We start from the raw sequence: 20,280 nt of genomic DNA on the forward strand, positions 1-20,280 counted from the left end.
GCCGGCCGCCGGCCCCGCTGACGTGCGGGACCGGCGGCCGGGGCTCGTCCGTCACATCGGCGGCATCAGCACGCCGTCGATCAGGTAGACGGTCGCGTTGGCCGTCGTGACACCGCCGCAGACCACGTTCGCGTCGTTGACGGTCATCGCGTCCGGCGTGCCGGCGACGGTCACCGCACCGCCCTGCACCGTCGTCTGCTCGCCGATCACCTGGTCGGGCGTCAGCTGGCCGGGCACCACGTGGTACGTCAGCACCGTCGTCAGCAGGTCGGCGTCGGTCGACAGCGTCGACAGCGTCGCCGGGTCGACCGCCGCGAACGCGTCGTCGACCGGCGCGAAGACGGTGAACTCGCCACCGTTCAGCGTGTCGACCAAGTTGACCTGCGGGTTCAGCTCGCCGGACACGGCCGAGACCAGCGTGGTGAGGATCGGGTTGTTCGACGCGGCCACCGCGACCGGGTCGTCGGACATGCCCTCGACCGACCCCTCGCCGTCGGGCACCTGGGACGCGTAGTCGGCGCAGCCCGGGCCGACCGGACCGGCCATCGGCTCCTCCGTCATCTCGTCGGCCGGTTCGCTGGCCTCGTCGCTCGGCTCGTCGGCGGCGTCGTTCGAGGGCGCGGCGGAGCTGCCGCCCGCTGTCGAGTCGTCGCCGTCGTCGCCGCAGGCGGACAGCGTGAGGGTGAGGGCGGCGGCGGTCGCCAGCAGGACGGGGGCTCGCCTGGTCAGGAGCTTCATGATCGGGTTCCTCTCGGGTTCGTCTGATGGGTGTGGGTGGTGCCGGGGACTCAGGTCACGCGCACCACCACCGAATGCCAGCCGCTGGACCCGTCCGGGAACGGCGGCGCCTGCTCGTCGGTCTGCCGGTCGCCGGCGCCGTCGGTCGCGCGGACCCGCAGGGTGTGGTTGCCGGCCTCGGCGTCCCACTCCCAGAACCACTGTCGCCAGGTGTCGACGGAGGCCTCAGCGGCCAGCTCGGCGGCCTGCCAATCGCCGTCGTCGACCTGCACCTCGACCGACCGGATACCGCGGTGCTGCGCCCAGGCCACGCCCGCGACGACGGTGCGCCCGGCCGGCAGGTCCGCGAACGAGCGCGGCACATCGACGCGCGACGCGGTCTTGATCGGCGCCTCGGCCGCCCAGCCGCGGTCGGTCCAGTAGGCGGTGGCGCGGTCGAAGCGGGTCAGCTCCAGGTCAGTGACCCATTTCGTCGCCGAGACGTAGCCGTAGAGTCCGGGCACCACGAGCCGGGCCGGGAAGCCGTGCTCCACCGGCAGCGGCTCGCCGTTCATGCCGATGGCCAGCAGCGCGTCGCGCCCGTCTGTGACCACGTCCAGCGGCGTGCTGGCCGTGAACCCGTCGACGCTGGTCGAGAGCAGCATGTCGGCGTCACCGGCCGGGTTCGCCCGGGCCAGCAGGTCGGCCAGCGGGTAGCCCAGCCAGACGGCGTTGCCGGCGAGCTCACCGCCGACCTCGTTGGAGACGCAGGTCAGCGTGATCATGCGCTCCACCAGGTCCAGCCCGAGCACGTCGGTGAAGTCGAGCTCGATCTCCCGCCCCACCATCCCGTGGATCCGCAGCCGCCACTCCTCCGGCGTCACGCGCGGCAGGTCGAGCGCGGTGTCGACGCGGTAGAACTCGCGGTTCGAGGTCCGGAACGGCGGCTGCCCCTCGACGTCCAGCTCGGCAGCGGCCGGGACCGCGGGCGCCGGGTCGGCCGGCGGCGGCAGCCGCAGCGCGTCGCGGGCGTCGCGTACCTCGGCCAGCGTCTGCCCGAACCGCCGCCCGCCGAGGGCCGTGGCCACGGCCAGCCCCGCGACCGCCGCCGTCAGCAGCAGGACCTGACGGCGCGGCGGCCGCGCGACGGATGCGGACTCCCCCGAGATCCTCGGATCAGCATCCGCCGCGCGGGCTCGGAGCCGGCCCACCAGCAGGGTGAGCGCGGCGGCTCCGGCGACGGCGCCGGCGACGGTGGGCAGCGCCCAGGCCGCGGTGGCCGTCGGACGGTTCAGGGCCGCGGCGACGGCCACGGCGCCGAGAGCGGCCAGCACCGTCACGCCGGCCCACCGCCGCCACAGCTCCAGCAGCCCGCCCGCCACCGACACCAGCAGCAGCACCCCGGCCATGCCGGCCAGCAGGACCTGCTTGTCGTTCTCGCCGAACGTGCGGATGGCGAAGCTCTTCAACCACTCCGGCGTCAGGTCCACGAACGTGTTGCCGACCGCCAGGAACGGCGCCGCGGCCGGCTCCACCACGAGCGCCGCGACCAACTCCCCGACGCCCAGCGTCAGACCGCCCGCCGCGATACCGGCCAGGGCGGCCAGGCCTCGGGTGCGCCAACGGTGCGTCGTCGCGGTCATGCCCCGTGTTCGACGCGGTCCGGCCCCCGGATTGGTGCGGGTTCAGGAATCGGCTATTCGGCTGGTTGTCCACAGGGGCGGCCGGTTTCCGCGGTTGTCCACATTTCGCGATTCGGCGGTGGAACGCGGCGCCGCTGCCAGCAAGAGTGGCGGCATGCCGAACAACAGTGCGACGCTGAGCAGAACAGGAGAACCCAGATGGTGGTGGTCGACATGCCGGCGGTTGAGCTTCCGACCAGCCCTCGATGGTGGACGTTCGACGATCTCCTCGCGCTGCCCGAGTCGATCTGGCGGTTCGAGATCGTCGATGGTGCGCTCCTGATGACCCCACCAGCGGGCCTCTGGCACGAGGCGGTCGCCGTTCTCCTGCGCGATCTGATCAAGGACGCCGCCAGGCCCGACGTCGCGCTCGGTCCGGTTGCCATCGACATCGACCCGACGTTCCTCATCCCCGACCTCGTCCTGCTCCGCCACGAGGCCGTTCGGCGGGGCGGGTCCAAGGCGCGGGCATCCGATGTGCTCCTCGTGGTCGAGGTGGTGTCGCCGGGGTCGGTCTCGAACGACCGCATCCTCAAGCCCGCCAAGTACGCCGAGGCGGGCATCCCGCACTTCTGGCGGGTCGAGTTCCGGCCCGAGCTCAGCCTCACCGCGTATGCGCTGCCCGCCGGCGCGACCACCTACACCGAGGTGGGCACCTGGACGGCCGGCCAGACGGCGCCCATCCGGGCGCCGTTCGAGGTCGACATCGAGATCGCGGAGCTCGCTCCGGACCGTTGATCCGCCCGACCGGCCGGGCGTAGGCTTTTCGGCGACCCCCAGTCGGGGTGATCACAATCCGACCGCTGCTTCGGGAGCTCCCTGTGCCCAGCCGCACCGCGTCCGCGCGTCCCTCAGCCCAGACCGCCAAGCCGTCAACGCCGCCGCTGGCCGCCGCGTCAGCCGAACCCTCACAGCCACCCGGCACCTTCCGCCGGCTCGCTCCGTACCTCCTCCGCCACCGCGGCACCCTGATCATCTCGGTCGTCGTGGCCTTGGCCTGGGCGGTCACCGTCGCCGCCGTACCGGTCACGCAGGGCCGGGTCGTCGACGACGCGATCACTGACCGCAGTGCGCCGCTGCTGCCGATGATCCTGCTGCTCATCGGCCTGGCGGTGGCCCGCTTCTTCCTGTCCGGCTGGTGGCGGCACGTCGGTGGCGTCACCGCGTTCCGCATCCAGGACGACCTGCGCCGCGACGTGTACGACACGTTGCAGCGCCTCGACTTCACCGGCCACGCGCAGCTGCAGAGCGGCCAGCTGGTGTCGCGCATCAGCGGCGACCTGCGCTACGTGCACATGCTGCTCAGCTGGATCCCGCAAGTGGCGGCGACGCTGTTGTCGTCGCTGCTGGCGGTCGTCGTCATGTTCACGCTGTCGCCGCTGATCGCGGCGCTGGTGGTGGCCGTCATCGTGGTGGTGTTCGCGGTGACGAACCGGCAGCGCCGCCAGGTGTACGCGGCCGGCTGGGACGCCCAGGACCGGGAGGCGGAGATGACCTCCCGGGTCGAGGAGGCCGTCACCGGCGTCCGCGTGGTCCGCGCGTTCGGCCAGCAGCCGGCCGAGACCGAGCGGCTGCACGGCGCGCTGCTCGACATGTTCCGCGCCAGGGTCCGGGCGGTCCGGCTGCGAGCGCCGTTCATCGCCTCGCTGCAGGGCGCGCCGCTGTTCGGCCAGGTGCTGGTGCTGCTGGCCGGCGGCCTGCTGGTCATCCAGGGGCAGCTCACCATCGGCGTCTTCCTGGCCTGCACCGGTTACCTGGCCGAACTCATCGGCGCCGCCCGGGTGGCCGGCATGGTGCTCACCAACGCGCCGTTGTGCAAGGCGTCCACCGAGCGGGTCGGCGAACTGCTCGACCTGCGGGCCGAGATCACCGAGCCGCTGCGCCCGGTGCCCGCCGACGAGCGGGGCGGCGCGGTCTCCTTCCACCGGGTCCGCTTCGCCTACGCCGACGGCGACGGCCACCAGGTGCTGCGGCACTTCAGCCTCGAGGTGCGGCCGGGCGAGACGGTCGCGCTGGTGGGGCCGTCGGGCTGCGGGAAGTCGACGGCGCTGTCGATGCTGCCCCGCTTCTTCGACACCGACGCCGGCACGGTCACCGTCGACGGCATCGACGTGCGCCGGTGGTCGCTGCCCGAGCTGCGCCGCCGCATCGGCGTGGTGTTCGAGAACAGCTTCCTGTTCTCCGACACCATCGCCGCGAACATCGCGTACGGGAAGCCCGACGCGAGCATGGACGAGATCCGCACGGCCGCCCGGGCAGCCATGGCCGACGAGTTCGTCGACGCGCTGCCCGACGGCTACGACACCGTGGTCGGCGAGCAGGGCATCACGCTGTCCGGCGGGCAGCGGCAGCGGGTCGCGCTGGCGCGGGCGCTACTCGCCGAGCCCGACATCCTGCTGCTCGACGACGCCACCTCGTCGGTCGACGTGAACGTCGAGGAGCGCATCCACGCCAACCTCGAACCGTTCCTCGCCAGCCGGACCGTCCTGCTGGTCGCCTACCGCGAGTCCACGCTGCGGCTGGCCGACCGCGTCGTCCTGGTCGACGACGGCCGGGTGGTCGACGAGGGCGGGCACGCCGAGCTGCTGGAACGCAACGCGCTGTACCGCGACCTGTTCGGCGACGGACCCGGCAGCGACGAGCACGCCGACGATCTCATGTCGCACGCCCGGGCCGGGCGGTTCGAGGCCACGGCGTCGGCGTGGGAGTCGCGGCAGGACGCCACCGGCTCACTGCCCAGCCTGCACATGACCGTGCCACCGGCGGTCGCCGAACGCATCGCCGCGCTCCCGCCGCCCGCCGACCCACCGGGCGTGGACCTCGACCGCGAGAACTCCACTCGCGGCCCCTTGCGGCTGGCGTCGTTCCTGCGCCCGTACGTCGGTGGCCTGCTGGTGGGCCTCGCGCTGGTCGTCCTCGAGGCGGCCATCACGCTGGCCAACCCGATGCTGGTGCAGCGGGCGGTCGACGACGGGATGCGCGCCGGCTCCGAGTCGGTGCTGATGTGGGTGTGCCTCGGCGCGGCGGTGCTGGTCGGGCTGCTCTGGCTGGACCAACGCACCGGTTTCCTGTGGACGACGCGCAGTACCGAGCGGCTGCTGCTGGCGATGCGGGTGCGCATCTTCGGGCAGCTGCAACGGCTGGGCATCGACTTCTACGACCGCACGCAGGCCGGCCGGGTGATGACGCGGATGACCTCCGACGTCGACGCGATCGCCCAGCTGTTCCAGGTCGGGCTGATCAACGCCGTCGTCAGCGTCGCCACGTTCGCCGGCATGACGGTCGTGGTCGTCGCGCTCGACCCGATGCTGGCGCTGGTCGTGCTGGGGGTCGTGCCGTTCGCCGCCGCCGTCACCTGGTGGTACCGGCGGCGCGCCTCGGTCGCCTACGACGACGCCCGCGAGCTGCTGTCGACGATCAACGCCGACGTGCAGGAGAGCATGGCCGGCATCCGGGTGACGCACGCGTTCCGGCGCGAGGCCGTCAACCTGGAACGCTTCGCCGACCTCGGCCGCCAGTACGTCGCCGCCAGCCTGCGCGGGCTGTACGCCACCGCGGTGTACGTCGCCGCGATCGAGCTGCTCTCGGTGCTGGCCATCGCGGCCGTGCTCTGGGTGGGCGCGCAGCGCATCGAGGCCGGCACGCTGGCGCTCGGCACGCTGATCGCGTTCCTGCTGTACCTCGCCCAGGTGTTCGCGCCGATCCAGCAGTTGTCGTCGGTGTTCGACGTGTACCAGCGGGCCCGCACGGGGCTGGTCCGGGTGCGCGGGCTGCTGGCGCTGGATACGTCGACGCCGGTGCGGCCCGACGCCGTCCCCGTCGACGCGATCGCCGGTGACCTCCGGTTCGAGCAGGTCCGGCTGCGCTACGCCAGCGCCGCCACCGACGCCGTCCGCGACATCGACCTGCACGTGCCGGCCGGCCAGCGGGTCGCGTTCGTCGGGCGCACCGGCGCCGGCAAGTCGACGCTGTCGAAGTTGGTCGCCCGGTTCTACGACCCCACCGACGGCCGCGTGCTGGTCGACGGCCGGCCGCTCGACGACCTGGACGTCACCAGCTACCGGCGGCACCTGGGGTACGTGCCGCAGGAACCGTTCCTGTTCTCACGCACCATCCGCGACAACATCGCCTACGCACGGCCGGACGCCAGCGACGCCGAGGTCGAGGCGGCCGCCCGCGCCGTCGGGGCGCACGAGTTCGTCACCCGGCTGCCGGGCGGCTACCACCACGTGGTGGCCGAGCGGGGGCGGTCGCTGTCGGCCGGCCAGCGGCAACTGGTGTGCCTGGCCCGGGCGCTGCTCGGCGACCCGTCGATCCTCATCCTCGACGAGGCGACGTCGAACCTCGACCTCGCCAGCGAACGGAAGGTCAACCAGGCCATGCGCGTGGCGTCGGCCGGCCGCACCACCATCGTCGTCACGCACCGGCCACAGTCACTGCACTGGGTCGACCGCGTCGTCGAGGTGGCGGACGGCCGCATCGCCACCGACGAGCCGGCCCCGAGGTACGTGGAGCGGGTGTTGACCAGAGCGAGCTGAGCGGGCTGATCACCCGGCCGGCCGGGGTGGCCCGGCCGGCCGGGGAGTCTCAGCGCGCCATGTTGGACATGTTCGTGCCGCTGATGATCGCGTGCCGCAACGAACGGCCCGGGTCACCGGCGCCGCCGGGCGCGGAGTCGTCCTCGTAGTTGGGGTTGTGGTAGCCGCGCGGGCGGTGCCGGCGGAAGATCGCGTCGTAGTCGATGTCGCTGCGGGGGTCGCCGAACGGGATCATCCGGTAGCCCTCGCCGACGCCGACCGGCTGGTCGTCGCGGCGGTCGCCGTCCTTGGCGTGGTAGAGCGGGTAGCGCAGCGGCTGCGCGGCGATCTGGTCGATCGGGCTGAAGATGCTCTCGCGGCGCTGGCCGTCCCAGTCGTAGTACCAGCGGAACCGGTGCTGCGCCGAGTGTGCCCAGTAGATGTCGATCTCGCAGTAGCATTTCGTGCTCGGCGTGATGTCCAGGTAGTACTGCATCCGGCGGATGCCGGACTCGCCGCGCACCATTTGCGGCTGCGGCAGTGGGTCGCCGGTCACCCGGTCGACCGTCACCTGCACCATCGGGCCGTCCTGCAGGAAGCCGTAGGCGTCGGCGTGGTTGTGCGGGTAGATCGAGATCCGCCACTGCCGGCCGAGGTCGTTCAGGGCTTCCCACTTCTGCCCGGCGACGTCCCACGCCTCCTTCGCCCCGCTGCCGGTCGGGTCGCCGCCGGTGCCCATGTAGGGCATGCCCATGATCGAGGCGAACTCGAGTTCGATCTGGAAGCGGTCGTAGTCGTCGGCCGTCATGCCGCCGTTCGGGCCGCCCGGCCAGCTGTTCGGGATGAAGCCGTGGTTGCCGATGGCCTCCAGCCCGGCCTCGTCGAGGAAGCCGCGCAGCGTCCGCGCGTAGTCCAGGTACGCGGGGAAGTTCTGCCGCAGCAGCGTGCTGCCCTGGGTGAGCGGCGGAACGTTGCCGCCCTGGTTGTCGGCGTGCTGGCCGTACCCGGCGAACTCGACCTGCTTGAAGCCGGCGTTCGCCAGGAACTGGAACACCTCGCGGAAGCCGCCGGGCAGCGCGACCGTCGGGCCGAGGTCGTTCGGGTCGGCCGGGAAGTTCGGGCCGCCGAGCTGGCCCATGGTCGGGGCGGGGTTGTTCCAGATGCCGCGCCGCGCGGTCGCGTCGCGTTGGGTGTACAGGATGGTGCCGCGCTTGCCCGGGGGCAGCAGCGGATTGGGCACGTTGCGCACCAGCGGACCGGCCAACGCCGGCGTGGCCGGCACGATGGCTGCTGCCGCGAGCGTGCCGGCGCTGATCGTCAGCAGCCGGCGCCGGCTCAACCTGTGTTCCTGAGCCATGGTCGTCTCCTCGCTCCGTCGGAAGTGCGGGACCGTTGCTCGAGATGCTCACTCACCGGAGCTGGCTGCGGCCGAAACTTTCGACGAAATGCGTGGAAAGCCGCCCCGATGCTGGGGAAACAGTAGCGGCATCCCGCCGTAACTTCGACCCTTCTAGATCGTGATTGTCCGGTTTGCGCCATGGCGACGCCGTGCCCGCCGATCGCTGTGCCAAAGTGAGGCATGCCGGTGCCCGCGCACGTCCGCCGTCAGTGCCAGGACCTCCTCGAGTCCGGCGAGGAGATCGGCTACCTGATCCCGGTCACCACGGTCTGGATCGGCAGCATGATGTCCGGTATCGACTGCTACATCGCGATCACCGACCGGCGCATCGCCGTCCTCACCGGTGGCCTGCTGCACCGCGGCCGGCCGACCGACGTGAACCTGCAGTACCCGCGCGCGACCCGGCTCGGGCCGGTCGAGTTCGTCCCGGCCCCGACGTTCCGACTCGGGTCGCGCTCCTACGAGATCGAGGCCGAGTACGTGGCGGAGGTGCACGCCGCCGACGCCGAGCTGGACGGCCTGCTGCCGGAGGACCCGTTCCCGGACGCCTGACGCCGCGCGCTCAGCCGACGCGCGAGGCCTTGTAGAAGCCCTGGATGTGCTCGGCGACGAGCGCGGCGGCGAGGTCGCCGTCACCGTCGGCGACGGCGGCGAGGACGGCGCGGTGCTGGGCGCGGAGCAGGGCGGCGACGGGGGCCCAGTCGGGCACGTGCGGCGCGGCCGCGATGACGTAGCCGTGAATGGCCTCGCGCAGCGACGCCATGATCGTCGACACCAGCACGTTGTCGGCGAGGCTGGCCAGTGCGACGTGGAACTCGGCGTCGAGGAGGTGGAACCGCTCGCGCGGGAGGTCCGGCTCGTCCATGGCGTCGAGCAGCTGCCGCGCCGCCGCGACCTGCGCCGGAGTGGCCCGTCCGGCCGCCTCGCGGACCGCCCACGACTCCAGGAGCACGCGGGTCTGGACGATGTCGCCCATCGGCAGGTGGCTGGTGGCGAGGTGCAGCCGCAGCGTGGCCGTCAGCGGCGAGCCGGGGTCGGCGACGATGACGGCGCCGGCGTCGGGGCCGGAGCCGACCGCGGTGCGGACGACGCCCATGGCCTCGAGGACGCGGATCGCCTCGCGGACCGACGGCCGGCTGACGCCGAGCTCGCCGGCCAGCGCCCGTTCGCCGGGCAGGCGGTCACCCAGCCGCAGCTTCCCCGCCGCCAGGTCGGCCTCCACCTGACGGAGCACCAGCTCGTGGGTCCTCATGCTCGGAACCCTACTGATACCTTGTGGTCTGACCACATGGCTGACGTCCACGGAGCCGCTCCATGACCGACCGACAACTCCCCCGCTGGTCCGAGCTCAGGCCGCTGCTGCGCACGAAGCGGCCCACGCTGAACCCGACCGACCGCCGGCTGGCGAACGCGCTGACCATCGCCGACCTGCGGCGCATCGCCCGCATGCGCACGCCGCGGTCGGTGTTCGACTACACCGACGGCGCGGCGGAGGCCGAGATCAGCCTGCGCCGGGCCCGGTCGCTGTTCGCGAACCTGGAGTTCCGGCCGTCCGTCCTGCATGACGTGTCCGAGGTCGACACCACCACGTCGATGCTGGGCCGGCCGGCCGCACAGCCGTTCGCGTTCGCCCCGACCGGCTTCACCCGGATGATGAACCACGAGGGCGAGAGCGCCGTGGCCCGGGTCGCCGAGCGCACCGGCATCCCGTACTCGCTGTCGACGATGGGCACGACGTCCATCGAGGACGTCGCCGCCGCGGCGCCGCGGGCGCGCAAATGGTTCCAGCTGTACGTGTGGAAGGACCGCTCGGCCGGCGAGGACCTGGTGAAGCGGGCCGCGAACGCCGGCTTCGACGCGCTGATGCTCACCGTCGACGTGCCGGTGGCGGGAGCCCGGCTGCGCGACGTGCGCAACGGGTTCACCATCCCGCCGACGCTGACGGCGAAGACGGTGCTCGACGCCGCCGCGCACCCGGCCTGGTGGATGAACATGCTGACGACGAAGCCTCTGCAGTTCGCGTCGCTGACGTCGTGGAAGGGCACCATCGCCGAACTGCTGGACATGCTGTTCGACCCGACGATGACCATCGACGACCTCGCCTGGCTGCGCTCGATCTGGTCCGGGCCGCTGATCGTCAAGGGCGTCCAGACCGTCGACGACGCGCAGCGGGTGGTCGACGCCGGGGCCGACGCGATCGTGCTGTCGAACCACGGCGGCCGCCAGCTGGACCGCGCGCCGGTGCCACTGCGGCTGCTGCCCGACGTGGCCGCGGCGGTCGGCGACCGCACCGAGATCTACCTCGACACCGGCATCACCAGCGGCGCGGACATCGTGGCGGCGAAGGCGCTGGGCGCCGACGCCTGCCTGGTCGGCCGCGCCTACCTGTACGGGCTGATGGCCGGCGGCGAGCGCGGCGTGGCCCGGGCCGCCGAGATCCTGACGACCGAGGTCCGGCGCACCATGCAGCTGCTCGGCGCCCGTACCGTGGACGAGCTGAACCCCAGCCACGTCCGGCTCCCCTGATCCGCACACTCTTCACGAGGAGACGACATGCAACTGATGCGCATCGGTGACCGGGGCGCTGAGCGTCCCGCCGTCCGCGCCGACGACGGCACGGTCTACGACCTGAGCGCGGTCACCGGCGACATCGACGGCGCGTTCCTGTCCGGCGACGGTGTCGCGCGGGCCCGCGCCGCACTCGCCGAGGGCGGGCTGCCGCAGCTGCCGGCGGGCGGGCGCGTCGGCGCCCCGATCGCGCGTCCCGGCAAGGTGGTCTGCATCGGGCTGAACTACCGCGACCACGCCGCCGAGACCGGCGCGGCGATCCCGCCGGAGCCGATCATCTTCATGAAGGCGCCGAACACCGTCATCGGCCCGAACGACACCGTGCTGGTCCCGCGCGGCAGCGTGAAGACCGACTGGGAGGTCGAACTGGGCGTCGTCATCGGCCAGCAGGCCCGCTACCTCGACTCCCCCGAGGACGCGCTGGGCGTCATCGCCGGCTACGTCATCTCCAACGACGTCTCGGAGCGGGAGTTCCAGCTCGAGCGCGGCGGCCAGTGGGACAAGGGCAAGTCGTGCGAGACGTTCAACCCGCTCGGCCCGTGGCTGGTGCCGGCCGACGAGGTCGACGACCCCGGCAAGCTGGGGCTGCGGCTGTGGGTGAACGGCGAGCAGCGGCAGGACGGCACCACTGCCGACCTGATCTTCGGCATCGCGCACGTCGTCTGGTACCTGAGCCAGTTCATGGTGCTCGAGCCGGGCGACCTGGTGAACACCGGCACCCCCGCCGGAGTGGCGATGGGCCTGCCCGGCCAGCCCTACCTGCGGGCCGGCGACGTCGTGGAGCTGGAGATCGACGGGCTCGGCCGGCAGCGCCAGGTCTTCGCCGACGCGTAGGTCACACCCGCTCCCGAGACACGCGAGGGGCCGGCCGCCTGAACCAGGCGCCGGCCCCTTCCCGCTTCACATCCTCCGTGCATCTCCGCGGTTGATGCGTTGACGACGTGTCGTCACCCGTGCGCGGACTCGTACTTCGCCAGGATGTCGGACGGGATACGGCCCCGGTCGGACACCTTCAGGCCCTGGTCGCGAGCCCATTCACGGATAGCCGTGGTGTCGGTGCGGCTGGCCCGCCCGCCGGTGGCGGCGGCTCGCCCGCGTCCCCGCCGTGCCGACGCCCGGCGGGCCGAGGCGACGTAGGGCGCCATGGCGTCGCGGAGCTTGCCGGCGTTCTTGGTCGACAGATCGATCTCGTACGTGGCTCCGTCCAAGGCGAAGCTCACGGTCTCGGTGGCTTCACCGCCATCGAGATCGTCGAGCAGAATCACCTGAACCTTTTGCGCCATCGTTGATCCTTCCTGCGGGGTTGAACTCGAAGATTAGGTATGCCGTCACTATTGTTACGCCTCAGTACACCGAATTTCAATTCGGCTGCCGCGAGTCGGCCTGGCCGATTTGTGGCGTGGTACCCATTCGACGAAGCATCCGCACGTTACCCAGAGTATTCGGCTTGACCCGGTCGAGGTCGAGGAACTCCGCAACACCTTCGTCCGCCGAGCGCAACAACTGTGCGTAGACGTCGGTGTCTACCGGGGTGCCTTGCACTCGCTCGAAACCGTGCCGCTCGAAGAAGTCGACCTCGAACGTGAGACAGAACACTCGTACGACCCCGAGTTCTTCGGCCACCCGAAGCAAGCGGGAGAGCAGTACGTGCCCGACACCGTGGCGACGCCATTCCGGCGCCACGGCGAGGGTGCGAACCTCCGCCAGATCCTCCCACATGACGTGCAACGCGCCACAGCCGATGACAGTGCCCACCGCGCTGCTCTCCGAAACCGTTTCGGCCACCCAGAACTCCTGGATGTCCTCGAATAGGGTCACGGTCTCTTTCGATAGCAGGATCCGCTGGGACGCGTAACCGTCGAGCAGTCCACGGATGTGCCGTACATCGGCGGTGCGGGCCCGCCGTACCCGATAGCGCTGTTCCGGCTCGTTATCGGCCGGCGCCGTCATTCCGGCTTCACCAGCGGGAACAGGATCGTCTCGCGAATGCCGGAGTCGGTGAGCAGGATCATCAGGCGGTCGATTCCCAGGCCCATGCCGCCGGTGGGCGGCATGCCGTATTCGAGCGAGCGCAGGAAGTCCTCGTCGAGCTGCATGGCCTCGGGATCGCCGGCCGCCGCCTTGAGCGACTGCGCGGTCAGCCGCTCGCGCTGCACCACGGGGTCGACCAGTTCGGAGTACGCGACGCCCATCTCGACCCCGCGGATGATGAGGTCCCACGCCTCGGCCAGCCGCGGGTCGTCGCGGTGCGGCCGGGCCAGCGGCCGGACCTCCTCCGGGTAGTCACGGACGAACGTGGGCGTCATGAACGTGTGCTCGGCCAGCTTCTCGAACAGCTCGAGCACGACCTCGCCGTGGCCCCACGACGGGTCCAGCCCGACCTCGTGCTTCTCGGCCAGCTCGCGCAGCCGCTCGACCGGAGTGTCGATGGTGACCTGCTCGCCGACGGCCCGCGAGACGGCCTCGTGCAGCGTGACGTGTTGCCAGGGCGCCTCGAGGTCGATCTCGCCGCCGCGGCCGTCGGGCACCACCGTCCGGCCGACGGCGCGAGCGGCGTCGACGACGATCTCGCGGGTGAGCGCGGCCTGCGTGTCGTAGTCGCCGTACGCCTCATAGGACTCGAGCATGGTGAACTCGGGGCTGTGCGTGGAATCGATACCCTCGTTTCGAAAAACGCGGCCGATCTCGTACACCTTGTCGACGCCGCCGACGATGGCGCGCTTGAGGTACAGCTCGATGGCGATACGCAAAGTCATCGGAATGTCGAACGCATTGAGGTGCGTCCGGAATGGACGCGCCGTCGCGCCGCCGTGGACGAGCTGCAGAACCGGCGTCTCGACCTCGATGTAGCCGAGCCGATGCAGCGTTTCGCGAACCGACCGGGTGACGACGGCGCGAGTTCGCACCATGTCACGGGCGTCCGGATTGACGATGAGGTCGACGTAACGCTGCCGGACCCGGGTTTCCTCATTCAAATCCTTGTGCGCCACCGGCAGCGGTCGCAGCGCCTTGGAAAGCATGGTCCAGCGCTCGGCCGACACCGACAGCTCACCGCGCTTACTGACGATGACCTCGCCCTCGACGCCCACGTGATCGCCGATGTCGACCAGGTGCTTCCAGGAGGCCAGGCTCTCCTCACCGACGCGATCGAGCGAGAGCATGACCTGCAGTTCGGCACCGTCGCCTTCACGCAGCCGGGCAAAACAGAGTTTGCCGGTGTTGCGCAGGAAGATCACCCGGCCCGCGACGGACGCGCGGTCGCCGGTTTCGGCGCCGGGGGGCAAGTCGGGATATGCCGCCCGCAGTGCCTCGAACGTGTGGCTGCGCGGGAATCCGAGACGATACGGCGGCTGCCCCGATGCGAGCAACTCCGCGCGCTTCTCGCGCCGGATGCGCAGTTGCTCGGGCAAATCCTGATCGTCGGTCGGCGGCTGTCCACTCATGAAGGACAAGCCTAGGCGGTACGCGTTCCCCGGCGTTCATGGGCAGGCGCGGAATGGTTGCCGCCGTTACCACGAACTGTCACCCTGGGTGTGGAGGTGAGGTCGATGAGCACAGTGGAGGTCGTCGACCGCGGAGGCCGCGAGGTCGTCGTGTTCCTGGCCGGCGAGGTCGGCACCGATCCCGACGACGCGTTCGGCCCGGCCATCGACAGGGTCGTCCAGTTGGAGCAGCTGAACGCGCTCGATCACGTGGTCGTCGACATGCACCTGGTCACCGGCATGAGCGACGCCGCCATCGAGTTCCTGCGCGAGCTGTCCACCCGCGGCAGGGCGTCGGGGTACGAGGTGTCGTTCGCCGCCGTCAGCGGGCCGGCACACCGGGCCATCGAAGCGAACGGCTGGACGTTCGCCGAGCACAGCCCTGACGTGCCGGCCGGCCGGCGCGACTACCGCTCGTAGAATCCCTGCCGCCAGCTCGGGTGCTCCGGCTTCCAGCCCAGCTCGCGCTCGGCCTTGGCGTTCGACGAGCCGCGCAGCGTGGTCGTGAACGCCACGCCGAAGTCGCCGATCATCGGCCGGGCCAGCCAGACCGGCAGCCGCCGTGGCGGCTTGGCACCGAACGCCGCGGCCAGCGTCGTGATGACCTCCGCGCACGGCGCGGGGTCGTCGTCGACGATGTTGTAGACGCCGGGCGCACCGCCCGCGATCGCCGCGAGGGTGGCCCGGGCCGCGTCGTCGATGTGCAGGACCGACCAGACGGCGGTGCCGCCACCGACGATCGGCAGCTGTCGCTTGCGCACCAGGTCGGCGAACTTCTCGCCGGTCAGGCCGGTGCCGCGGCCGTAGAAGTTGCCGAAGCGCAGCGCCAGCCCGTCGATGCCGGGTGTGCCGGTGGTGGCCTGCTCCACGTACTGGATACCGCGCAGGGTCTCGCGGCAGGCGGACTCCGGGTTCGGCTCGAACGGGTCGTCCTCGGTCTTCACCGGGCCGCCGCTGCGGGCGTTGGTCCAGCCGGTGTAGCTCTGGGCCACGAACCGGGTGACGCCGGCCGCCTGCGCCGCGGCCAGCAGGTGGTCGGTGCCCTCGGTGCGCAGCCGGTTGGTGACGGCGAAGTCGCGGTCGAACCGCTTCAGGTTGCCCGTCTGGTCGATCAGCGCGCTCTGCTGGTGCACGACGACGTCGGGCCGGGCCGCGCGGACCGCGGCCATGACGCCGTCTGCGTCCAGCCCGTCCATCACCACCCCCTCGGCGCCGGCGGCCCGCAACTCGGCCACCTTCGACTCGGACCGGGTGCTGCCGGTCACCTCGTGGCCGGCCTGCACCAGCAACGGGACCAACGACCGTCCGACGGCACCGGTCGCGCCGGCGAGGAAGACTCGCATGTCCTTCTCCTCTTCTCGTGTCCTGCCCCCTCCGACGACGACACCCGCCGTCCTGTGACAGGATTCGACCCGTGACCGATCTCGCGGTCGCCCACGACGACCTCCGGCCGCTGATGTTCTCAGTGGCTTACCGCATGCTGGGCAGCGTCAGCGAAGCCGAGGACGTCGTGCAGGAGGCGTTCCTGCGCATGCACCGCGCCGGCACCCACGCCGACAACCCCGAGGCGTACGCCACCACCGTCACCACCCGGCTGGCCATCGACGCGCTGCGCTCGGCCCGGCACCGGCGCGAGCAGTACGTCGGGCCGTGGCTGCCGGAGCCGCTGCTGGTCAGCGACGACGACCCGGCGCGGCGGGTCGAGCAGACCGAGTCGCTGTCGACGGCGTTCCTCGTCGTGCTGGAGACGCTGTCACCGGTCGAGCGGGCGGTGTTCCTGCTGCGCGAGGTGTTCGGCTACGGCTACGCCGAGATCGCCGCGATCGTGGAGCGCAGCGAGGCCAACTGCCGGCAGCTGATGACCCGCGCCCGCAAGCACGTCGAGGAGCGGCGGCCCCGGTTCGATGAGTCGCGGGAACACCGCGACGAGCTGGCCCGCACCTTCTTCGCCGCCCTGAACGACGGCGACGTCGCCGCGCTGGAGCGGCTGCTCGCCGAGGACGTCGAGTTCCAGGGCGACGGCGGCGGCAAGACCGCGGCGCTGCGCAAGCCGCTGGTCGGCGCGCTGCAGGTGGCCCGGTTCCTGGCCGGCCTGGGCCGCACCGGTGTCCAGATCGGGACGACGCTGGCGCCGGTGACGGTGAACGGCCAGCCCGGCTTCCGGGTGTCCGGGCCCGACGGCGCCGTGGTGGGCGTGCTGTCGCTGACCATCACCGACGGCCGCGTCGTGGGCCTGCACAACCAGATCAACCCCGACAAGCTGCAGCACCTGGGCGCCGTCGGCGACCTCAACGCGCTGCTGAGCGAGCGCGGTTCCTAGGGTGTCTCCCGGGTCTCGGCCGTAGCGAGCGCCGTCCAGGTGGATGCCCTCGCAAGGTGCGAGGAAGGACGACCGACGAGAACGATCAGGTGACGAAAGCCGCCCGGCATTCGCGCGTTGTGTCACCTGATCATCTCCACGATGCGGACACAAAACGATCAGGTGACGAAGCCGCGACGAACCTGAGCGATACGTCACCTGATCGTCGGCAGCTGGCGCCGACACACACAGCGACGCGCCGCCCGGACACCGCGCAGTAGGCCACCGTCCCGAGGAGCCACGCTCTAGGCGGGATGGTTGCGGTCGAAGACCAGCCGCAACCCCATCAGCGTCAGCCACGGCTCGTGGTACGTGATCGTCGCCGCCTCGTCCAGCACCAACGGCGCCAGCCCACCCGTCGCGATCACCGTGACACCGTCGAGTCCCACCCCCAGCTCCGTCGCCATGCGGGTCACGACGCCGTCGACCTGGGCGCTGAAGCCGTACAGTGCGCCGGACTGCAGCGCCTCGACCGTGTTCTTGGCGATGACCGACCGGGGCCGGACCAGCTCGACCCGCCGCAGTTGGGCCGCGGCGTTGCGCAGCGCCTCCAGCGACACGTCGATGCCGGGGGCGATCGCGCCGCCGATGTATTCACCGCGCGCCGAGACGACGTCGAACGTCGTGGCGGTGCCGAAGTCGACGATGATGCACGGGCGCCCGGTGCCGTACTTGTGCATGGCGGCGAGCGCGTTGACGATGCGGTCGGTGCCGACCTCACGCGGGTTGTCCATGAGGATCGGCACGCCGGTCTTGACGCCGGGCTCGACCAGCAGCGCCGGCACGTCGGCGAAGTAGCGCTCCGTCAGCCACCGCACCTGGCGCTGCACCACGGGGACGGTCGAGCAGATGGCGACGCCGTCGATCGGCTCGTCGGTCCCCGCGAACAGCCCGCGTAGCAGCGCCATGAACTCGTCGGTGGTGCGCGACGGCACGGTCGCCACCCGCCAGTGGTGCCGCACTTCGAGACCGTCCAGCAGCCCGATGACGGTCTCGGTGTTACCGACGTCGATGGCCAGCAGCATGGTCAGGAGGCCTCGACGAGGTCCAGGCCGAGGTCCAGCGCCCGGACCGAGTGCGTCAGCGCGCCGGTGGACAGGTAGTCGACGCCGGTGGCGGCGTACGCGCCGGCCTGCGCCAGCGTCAGACCGCCGCTGACCTCGAGCCGGGCCCGTCCGTCGACCACCTTCACGGCCTCGAGCACGTCGTCGACGCTGAAGTTGTCGAGCAGGACGAGGTCGGCGCCGGCCTCGACCGCCTCGCGGGCGCCGTCGACGTCGTCGACCTCGACCTCGACGGTGAGGTCGGGGTAGGCCCGCCGGACCGCCTGGAAGGCCGCCGTGATGCCACCGGCCGCGGCGATGTGGTTGTCCTTGATCAGCGCCGACTCGGACAGTGTCGACCGGTGGTTGACGCCGCCGCCGACCCGCACCGCGTACTTCTCCAGCGGGCGCAGCAGCGGCGTGGTCTTGCGGGTGTCGCGGACGGCGGCGGGGGTGCCGGCCAGCGCCTCGACCCAGGACCGGGTGGCGGTGGCGATGCCGGACAGCCGGCTGGCGAGGTTCAGTGCGGTCCGCTCGGCCAGCAGCAGCGGGCGGGCCCGGCCGTGCACCGTCAGCACCTTCGCGCCGGCCCGCAGCTCCGCGCCGTCGGCGGCGTGCCGCTCGATCTCGACACCGGAGTCGGTGGCGGCGAAGACCGCCTCGGCCACTGGGAGGCCGGCCAGCACGCCGGCCTCGCGGGCGCCGAGCACCGCGACCGCGAGCTGGTCGGCGGGCACCGTCGCCACTGTGGTGACGTCCGCGCCGCCGCCGAGGTCCTCCTCCAACGTGGCCCGGACGAGATCCTCGACGTATCGGGGGTCGAGACCCGCCTCGCTCAGCGCGAGTGTCACGGGCTCGGGCAAACTCATCGCTACTCCTTCATGGGCTCATATGTCGTCGTGAGCACACCGTCCGGGTCCACGACGCTGACCAGGTGGCCGCGCCAGCGGGGGTCGTCCCGGTCCGGGAAGTCCTCACGCCAATGACCGCCACGCGTCTCCTCCCGCATGGCGGCATGCCGACCGAGCGTAACGGCCACGGTGTGCAGATTGGTCGTCTCCCACGAATCCGGGGTCATTCGCTCACTGGCAGGGTCGCCGGTGAGGCTCGCCAGCCGGGCGGCGAGCGTCGTCAGTGTCGATTCCGAGCGGAGCACGCCGGCGCCGGCGGTCATGGCGGACTGGACGAACGGGCGGGCGTCGGCGGCGAGCAGGCCGACCGGGCCGGTGCGCTCGACCGGGTCGCCGGGATGGGCGTCGCCGAGCGACGACGCGAGATCCTCGGCGATGCGGTGTCCCCAGACCAGCCCCTCCAGCAGCGAGTTCGACGCGAGCCGGTTGGCGCCGTGGACACCGGTGCAGGACACCTCGCCGCACGCGTACAGGCCGGGCACGCTGGTGCGGCCACGGCGGTCGGTGCGCACGCCGCCGCTGGCGTAGTGCTGGGCCGGCGCGACCGGGACGAGGTCGGTGGCGGGGTCGATGCCGTAGGAGCGGCAGCGCGCGACGATGGTCGGGAACCGCTCCTCCAGGAACGTCCCGCCGAGGTGCCGGGCGTCGAGCCAGACGTGCTCCGCGCCGGTCTCGCCCATCGCGGTCATGACGCCCTTGGCGACGACGTCGCGCGGCGCCAGCTCGGCCAGCTCGTGCCGGCCATTCATGAACCGGCGGCCCTCCACGTCGCGCAGGACGGCGCCCTCGCCGCGGACCGCCTCGGAGATCAGCGGCTGCTGCCCCTTCGCGGAGCGGCCGAGCCACAGCACCGTCGGGTGGAACTGGACGAACTCGAGGTCGGCGATCTGCGCGCCGGCCCGCAGCGCCGCCGCCACGCCGTCGCCGGTGGAGACCGGCGGGTTGGTGGTGGACGCGTAGACCTGGCCGAGCCCGCCGGTGGCCAGCACGACCGCCCGGCCGAGCGCCGCGCCGACGCCGCTCTGCCGCCCGGCGCCGATGACGTGCAGGACGACCCCGCAGGCCCGGCCGGCGGCGTCGGTCAGGATGTCGGTGACCAGCGCGTGCTCGACCACCTCGATCTGCGGGTCCTCGCGGACCGCGGCCAGCGCCTCCAGTAGCGCGCGGGAGATCTCCTTGCCGGTCTGGTCGCCGCCGGAGTGCGCGATGCGGTCGCGGTGGTGGCCGCCCTCGCGGGTCAGCGCGATGTCGCCGTTGGGGGTGCGCTCGAACTGCGCACCCAGCTCGACCAGCTCGCGGACTCGCCGCGGGCCCTCGGTCACCAGCGTCCGGACGGCGTCCTCGTCGCACAGGCCGACGCCCGCCACGAGGGTGTCACGCAGGTGCTGCTCGGGGCTGTCCTCGGGATCGAGCGCCGCCGCGATGCCGCCCTGCGCCCACGCGGTGGCGCTGTCGGACAGTTGCGTCTTGGTCACCAGCAGGACGCGGCCGGCCTTGCGGGCCTCCAGCGCCGTGGTGAGCCCGGCGATGCCGCTGCCGACCACGACGACGTCGGCGGACGCCGTCCAGCCGGGGTCTTCTGTGCGCATGCGGCGGGGTATG

The 20,280-nt window shown here is 71.7% G+C and carries 18 protein-coding genes; 7 read left to right on the forward strand and 11 right to left on the reverse strand.

Annotated features, from left to right (window positions below):
* Window positions 1-51: 51 nt before the first annotated feature.
* Both ACW62_RS14195 and ACW62_RS14200 read right to left on the reverse strand, forming a co-directional pair.
* On the reverse strand, window positions 52-738 hold the full coding sequence (locus ACW62_RS14195; protein WP_053204761.1) for a fasciclin domain-containing protein: 687 nt from the start codon (window positions 736-738) through the stop codon (window positions 52-54).
* Window positions 739-788: 50 nt separating this feature from the next.
* Window positions 789-2,360, reverse strand: coding sequence for a molybdopterin-dependent oxidoreductase (locus ACW62_RS14200; RefSeq protein ID WP_053204762.1), 1,572 nt, complete (start codon window positions 2,358-2,360; stop codon window positions 789-791).
* 198 nt (window positions 2,361-2,558) lie between these two features.
* Here ACW62_RS14200 and ACW62_RS14205 point away from each other — a divergent pair, with 198 nt between their 5' ends.
* The gene (locus ACW62_RS14205) at window positions 2,559-3,137 is read left to right on the forward strand and encodes a Uma2 family endonuclease (protein WP_053204763.1); all 579 of its coding nucleotides are present in this window, start codon (window positions 2,559-2,561) and stop codon (window positions 3,135-3,137) included.
* 83 nt (window positions 3,138-3,220) lie between these two features.
* Window positions 3,221-6,937: an ABC transporter ATP-binding protein gene (locus ACW62_RS14210; RefSeq protein ID WP_053204764.1), complete on the forward strand. Its 3,717-nt coding sequence runs from the start codon at window positions 3,221-3,223 to the stop codon at window positions 6,935-6,937.
* Between the two features lie 49 nt (window positions 6,938-6,986).
* On the opposite strand, the gene ACW62_RS14215 is transcribed toward ACW62_RS14210, so the two are convergent.
* The gene (locus ACW62_RS14215) at window positions 6,987-8,273 is read right to left on the reverse strand and encodes a sugar phosphate isomerase/epimerase family protein (RefSeq protein WP_083459747.1); all 1,287 of its coding nucleotides are present in this window, start codon (window positions 8,271-8,273) and stop codon (window positions 6,987-6,989) included.
* Window positions 8,274-8,495: 222 nt separating this feature from the next.
* Between ACW62_RS14215 and ACW62_RS14220 the strand changes: the two genes are divergently transcribed.
* On the forward strand, window positions 8,496-8,867 hold the full coding sequence (locus ACW62_RS14220; RefSeq protein WP_053204766.1) for a hypothetical protein: 372 nt from the start codon (window positions 8,496-8,498) through the stop codon (window positions 8,865-8,867).
* 10 nt (window positions 8,868-8,877) lie between these two features.
* Here the strand turns inward: ACW62_RS14220 and ACW62_RS14225 are convergent, their stop codons facing one another.
* Window positions 8,878-9,567: a FadR/GntR family transcriptional regulator gene (locus ACW62_RS14225; RefSeq protein WP_053204767.1), complete on the reverse strand. Its 690-nt coding sequence runs from the start codon at window positions 9,565-9,567 to the stop codon at window positions 8,878-8,880.
* 62 nt (window positions 9,568-9,629) lie between these two features.
* Here ACW62_RS14225 and ACW62_RS14230 point away from each other — a divergent pair, with 62 nt between their 5' ends.
* Complete coding sequence (locus tag ACW62_RS14230; protein ID WP_053204768.1) at window positions 9,630-10,841, forward strand: alpha-hydroxy acid oxidase; 1,212 nt, start codon at window positions 9,630-9,632, stop codon at window positions 10,839-10,841.
* 27 nt (window positions 10,842-10,868) lie between these two features.
* Entirely contained in the window at window positions 10,869-11,717 is an 849-nt protein-coding gene (locus tag ACW62_RS14235; protein WP_053204769.1) for a fumarylacetoacetate hydrolase family protein, read from the forward strand.
* Between the two features lie 113 nt (window positions 11,718-11,830).
* Here the strand turns inward: ACW62_RS14235 and ACW62_RS14240 are convergent, their stop codons facing one another.
* The 3 genes from ACW62_RS14240 to lysS all read right to left on the reverse strand — a co-directional run bounded on the left by ACW62_RS14240 (window position 11,831) and on the right by lysS (window position 14,326).
* Window positions 11,831-12,166 carry a histone-like nucleoid-structuring protein Lsr2 gene (locus ACW62_RS14240; protein ID WP_053204770.1) on the reverse strand — a complete coding sequence of 112 codons (336 nt, stop codon included), beginning with the start codon at window positions 12,164-12,166 and terminating at the stop codon, window positions 11,831-11,833.
* A 76-nt stretch (window positions 12,167-12,242) separates the two neighbouring features.
* On the reverse strand, window positions 12,243-12,833 hold the full coding sequence (locus tag ACW62_RS14245; RefSeq protein ID WP_053204771.1) for an amino-acid N-acetyltransferase: 591 nt from the start codon (window positions 12,831-12,833) through the stop codon (window positions 12,243-12,245).
* The gene (gene lysS / locus ACW62_RS14250; protein WP_053204772.1) at window positions 12,830-14,326 is read right to left on the reverse strand and encodes a lysine--tRNA ligase; all 1,497 of its coding nucleotides are present in this window, start codon (window positions 14,324-14,326) and stop codon (window positions 12,830-12,832) included. The genes ACW62_RS14245 and lysS overlap by 4 nt, the downstream gene beginning before the upstream one ends.
* Before the next feature lie 105 nt (window positions 14,327-14,431).
* Between lysS and ACW62_RS14255 the strand changes: the two genes are divergently transcribed.
* The gene (locus tag ACW62_RS14255) at window positions 14,432-14,785 is read left to right on the forward strand and encodes an STAS domain-containing protein (RefSeq protein ID WP_157574752.1); all 354 of its coding nucleotides are present in this window, start codon (window positions 14,432-14,434) and stop codon (window positions 14,783-14,785) included.
* Here the strand turns inward: ACW62_RS14255 and ACW62_RS14260 are convergent.
* Window positions 14,773-15,708 carry an NAD-dependent epimerase/dehydratase family protein gene (locus ACW62_RS14260; RefSeq protein WP_053204774.1) on the reverse strand — a complete coding sequence of 312 codons (936 nt, stop codon included), beginning with the start codon at window positions 15,706-15,708 and terminating at the stop codon, window positions 14,773-14,775. The genes ACW62_RS14255 and ACW62_RS14260 overlap by 13 nt on opposite strands.
* Before the next feature lie 71 nt (window positions 15,709-15,779).
* On the opposite strand from ACW62_RS14260, the gene ACW62_RS14265 reads away from it, so the two are divergent.
* The gene (locus ACW62_RS14265; protein WP_240477312.1) at window positions 15,780-16,685 is read left to right on the forward strand and encodes an RNA polymerase sigma-70 factor; all 906 of its coding nucleotides are present in this window, start codon (window positions 15,780-15,782) and stop codon (window positions 16,683-16,685) included.
* A gap of 284 nt (window positions 16,686-16,969) precedes the next feature.
* Here the strand turns inward: ACW62_RS14265 and ACW62_RS14270 are convergent, their stop codons facing one another.
* Genes ACW62_RS14270 through ACW62_RS14280 form a run of 3 tightly spaced genes read right to left on the reverse strand, consistent with a single transcriptional unit; the run spans window position 16,970 to window position 20,267 of the window.
* Entirely contained in the window at window positions 16,970-17,749 is a 780-nt protein-coding gene (locus ACW62_RS14270; RefSeq protein ID WP_053204775.1) for a type III pantothenate kinase, read from the reverse strand.
* A 2-nt stretch (window positions 17,750-17,751) separates the two neighbouring features.
* A complete protein-coding gene (nadC, locus tag ACW62_RS14275) occupies window positions 17,752-18,636 on the reverse strand; it encodes a carboxylating nicotinate-nucleotide diphosphorylase (RefSeq protein WP_053204776.1) in 885 nt (294 codons plus the stop codon).
* A gap of 2 nt (window positions 18,637-18,638) precedes the next feature.
* Entirely contained in the window at window positions 18,639-20,267 is a 1,629-nt protein-coding gene (locus ACW62_RS14280; protein WP_053204777.1) for an L-aspartate oxidase, read from the reverse strand.
* Window positions 20,268-20,280: the final 13 nt, after the last annotated feature.

The organism is Jiangella muralis (genome assembly GCF_001270745.1).
GTDB lineage: Bacteria > Actinomycetota > Actinomycetes > Jiangellales > Jiangellaceae > Jiangella > Jiangella muralis.

Bases quoted from the DNA above. Each gene is read 5' to 3' on its own strand.
- ACW62_RS14195 (WP_053204761.1), bottom strand. From the start codon at position 738: ATGAAGCTCCTGACCAGGCGAGCCCCCGTCCTGCTGGCGACCGCCGCC.
- ACW62_RS14200 (WP_053204762.1), bottom strand. From the start codon at position 2,360: ATGACCGCGACGACGCACCGTTGGCGCACCCGAGGCCTGGCCGCCCTG.
- ACW62_RS14205 (WP_053204763.1), top strand. From the start codon at position 2,559: ATGGTGGTGGTCGACATGCCGGCGGTTGAGCTTCCGACCAGCCCTCGA.
- ACW62_RS14215 (WP_083459747.1), bottom strand. From the start codon at position 8,273: ATGGCTCAGGAACACAGGTTGAGCCGGCGCCGGCTGCTGACGATCAGC.
- ACW62_RS14220 (WP_053204766.1), top strand. From the start codon at position 8,496: ATGCCGGTGCCCGCGCACGTCCGCCGTCAGTGCCAGGACCTCCTCGAG.
- ACW62_RS14225 (WP_053204767.1), bottom strand. From the start codon at position 9,567: ATGAGGACCCACGAGCTGGTGCTCCGTCAGGTGGAGGCCGACCTGGCG.
- ACW62_RS14230 (WP_053204768.1), top strand. From the start codon at position 9,630: ATGACCGACCGACAACTCCCCCGCTGGTCCGAGCTCAGGCCGCTGCTG.
- ACW62_RS14235 (WP_053204769.1), top strand. From the start codon at position 10,869: ATGCAACTGATGCGCATCGGTGACCGGGGCGCTGAGCGTCCCGCCGTC.
- ACW62_RS14240 (WP_053204770.1), bottom strand. From the start codon at position 12,166: ATGGCGCAAAAGGTTCAGGTGATTCTGCTCGACGATCTCGATGGCGGT.
- ACW62_RS14245 (WP_053204771.1), bottom strand. From the start codon at position 12,833: ATGACGGCGCCGGCCGATAACGAGCCGGAACAGCGCTATCGGGTACGG.
- lysS (WP_053204772.1), bottom strand. From the start codon at position 14,326: ATGAGTGGACAGCCGCCGACCGACGATCAGGATTTGCCCGAGCAACTG.
- ACW62_RS14255 (WP_157574752.1), top strand. From the start codon at position 14,432: ATGAGCACAGTGGAGGTCGTCGACCGCGGAGGCCGCGAGGTCGTCGTG.
- ACW62_RS14260 (WP_053204774.1), bottom strand. From the start codon at position 15,708: ATGCGAGTCTTCCTCGCCGGCGCGACCGGTGCCGTCGGACGGTCGTTG.
- ACW62_RS14270 (WP_053204775.1), bottom strand. From the start codon at position 17,749: ATGCTGCTGGCCATCGACGTCGGTAACACCGAGACCGTCATCGGGCTG.
- nadC (WP_053204776.1), bottom strand. From the start codon at position 18,636: ATGAGTTTGCCCGAGCCCGTGACACTCGCGCTGAGCGAGGCGGGTCTC.
- ACW62_RS14280 (WP_053204777.1), bottom strand. From the start codon at position 20,267: ATGCGCACAGAAGACCCCGGCTGGACGGCGTCCGCCGACGTCGTCGTG.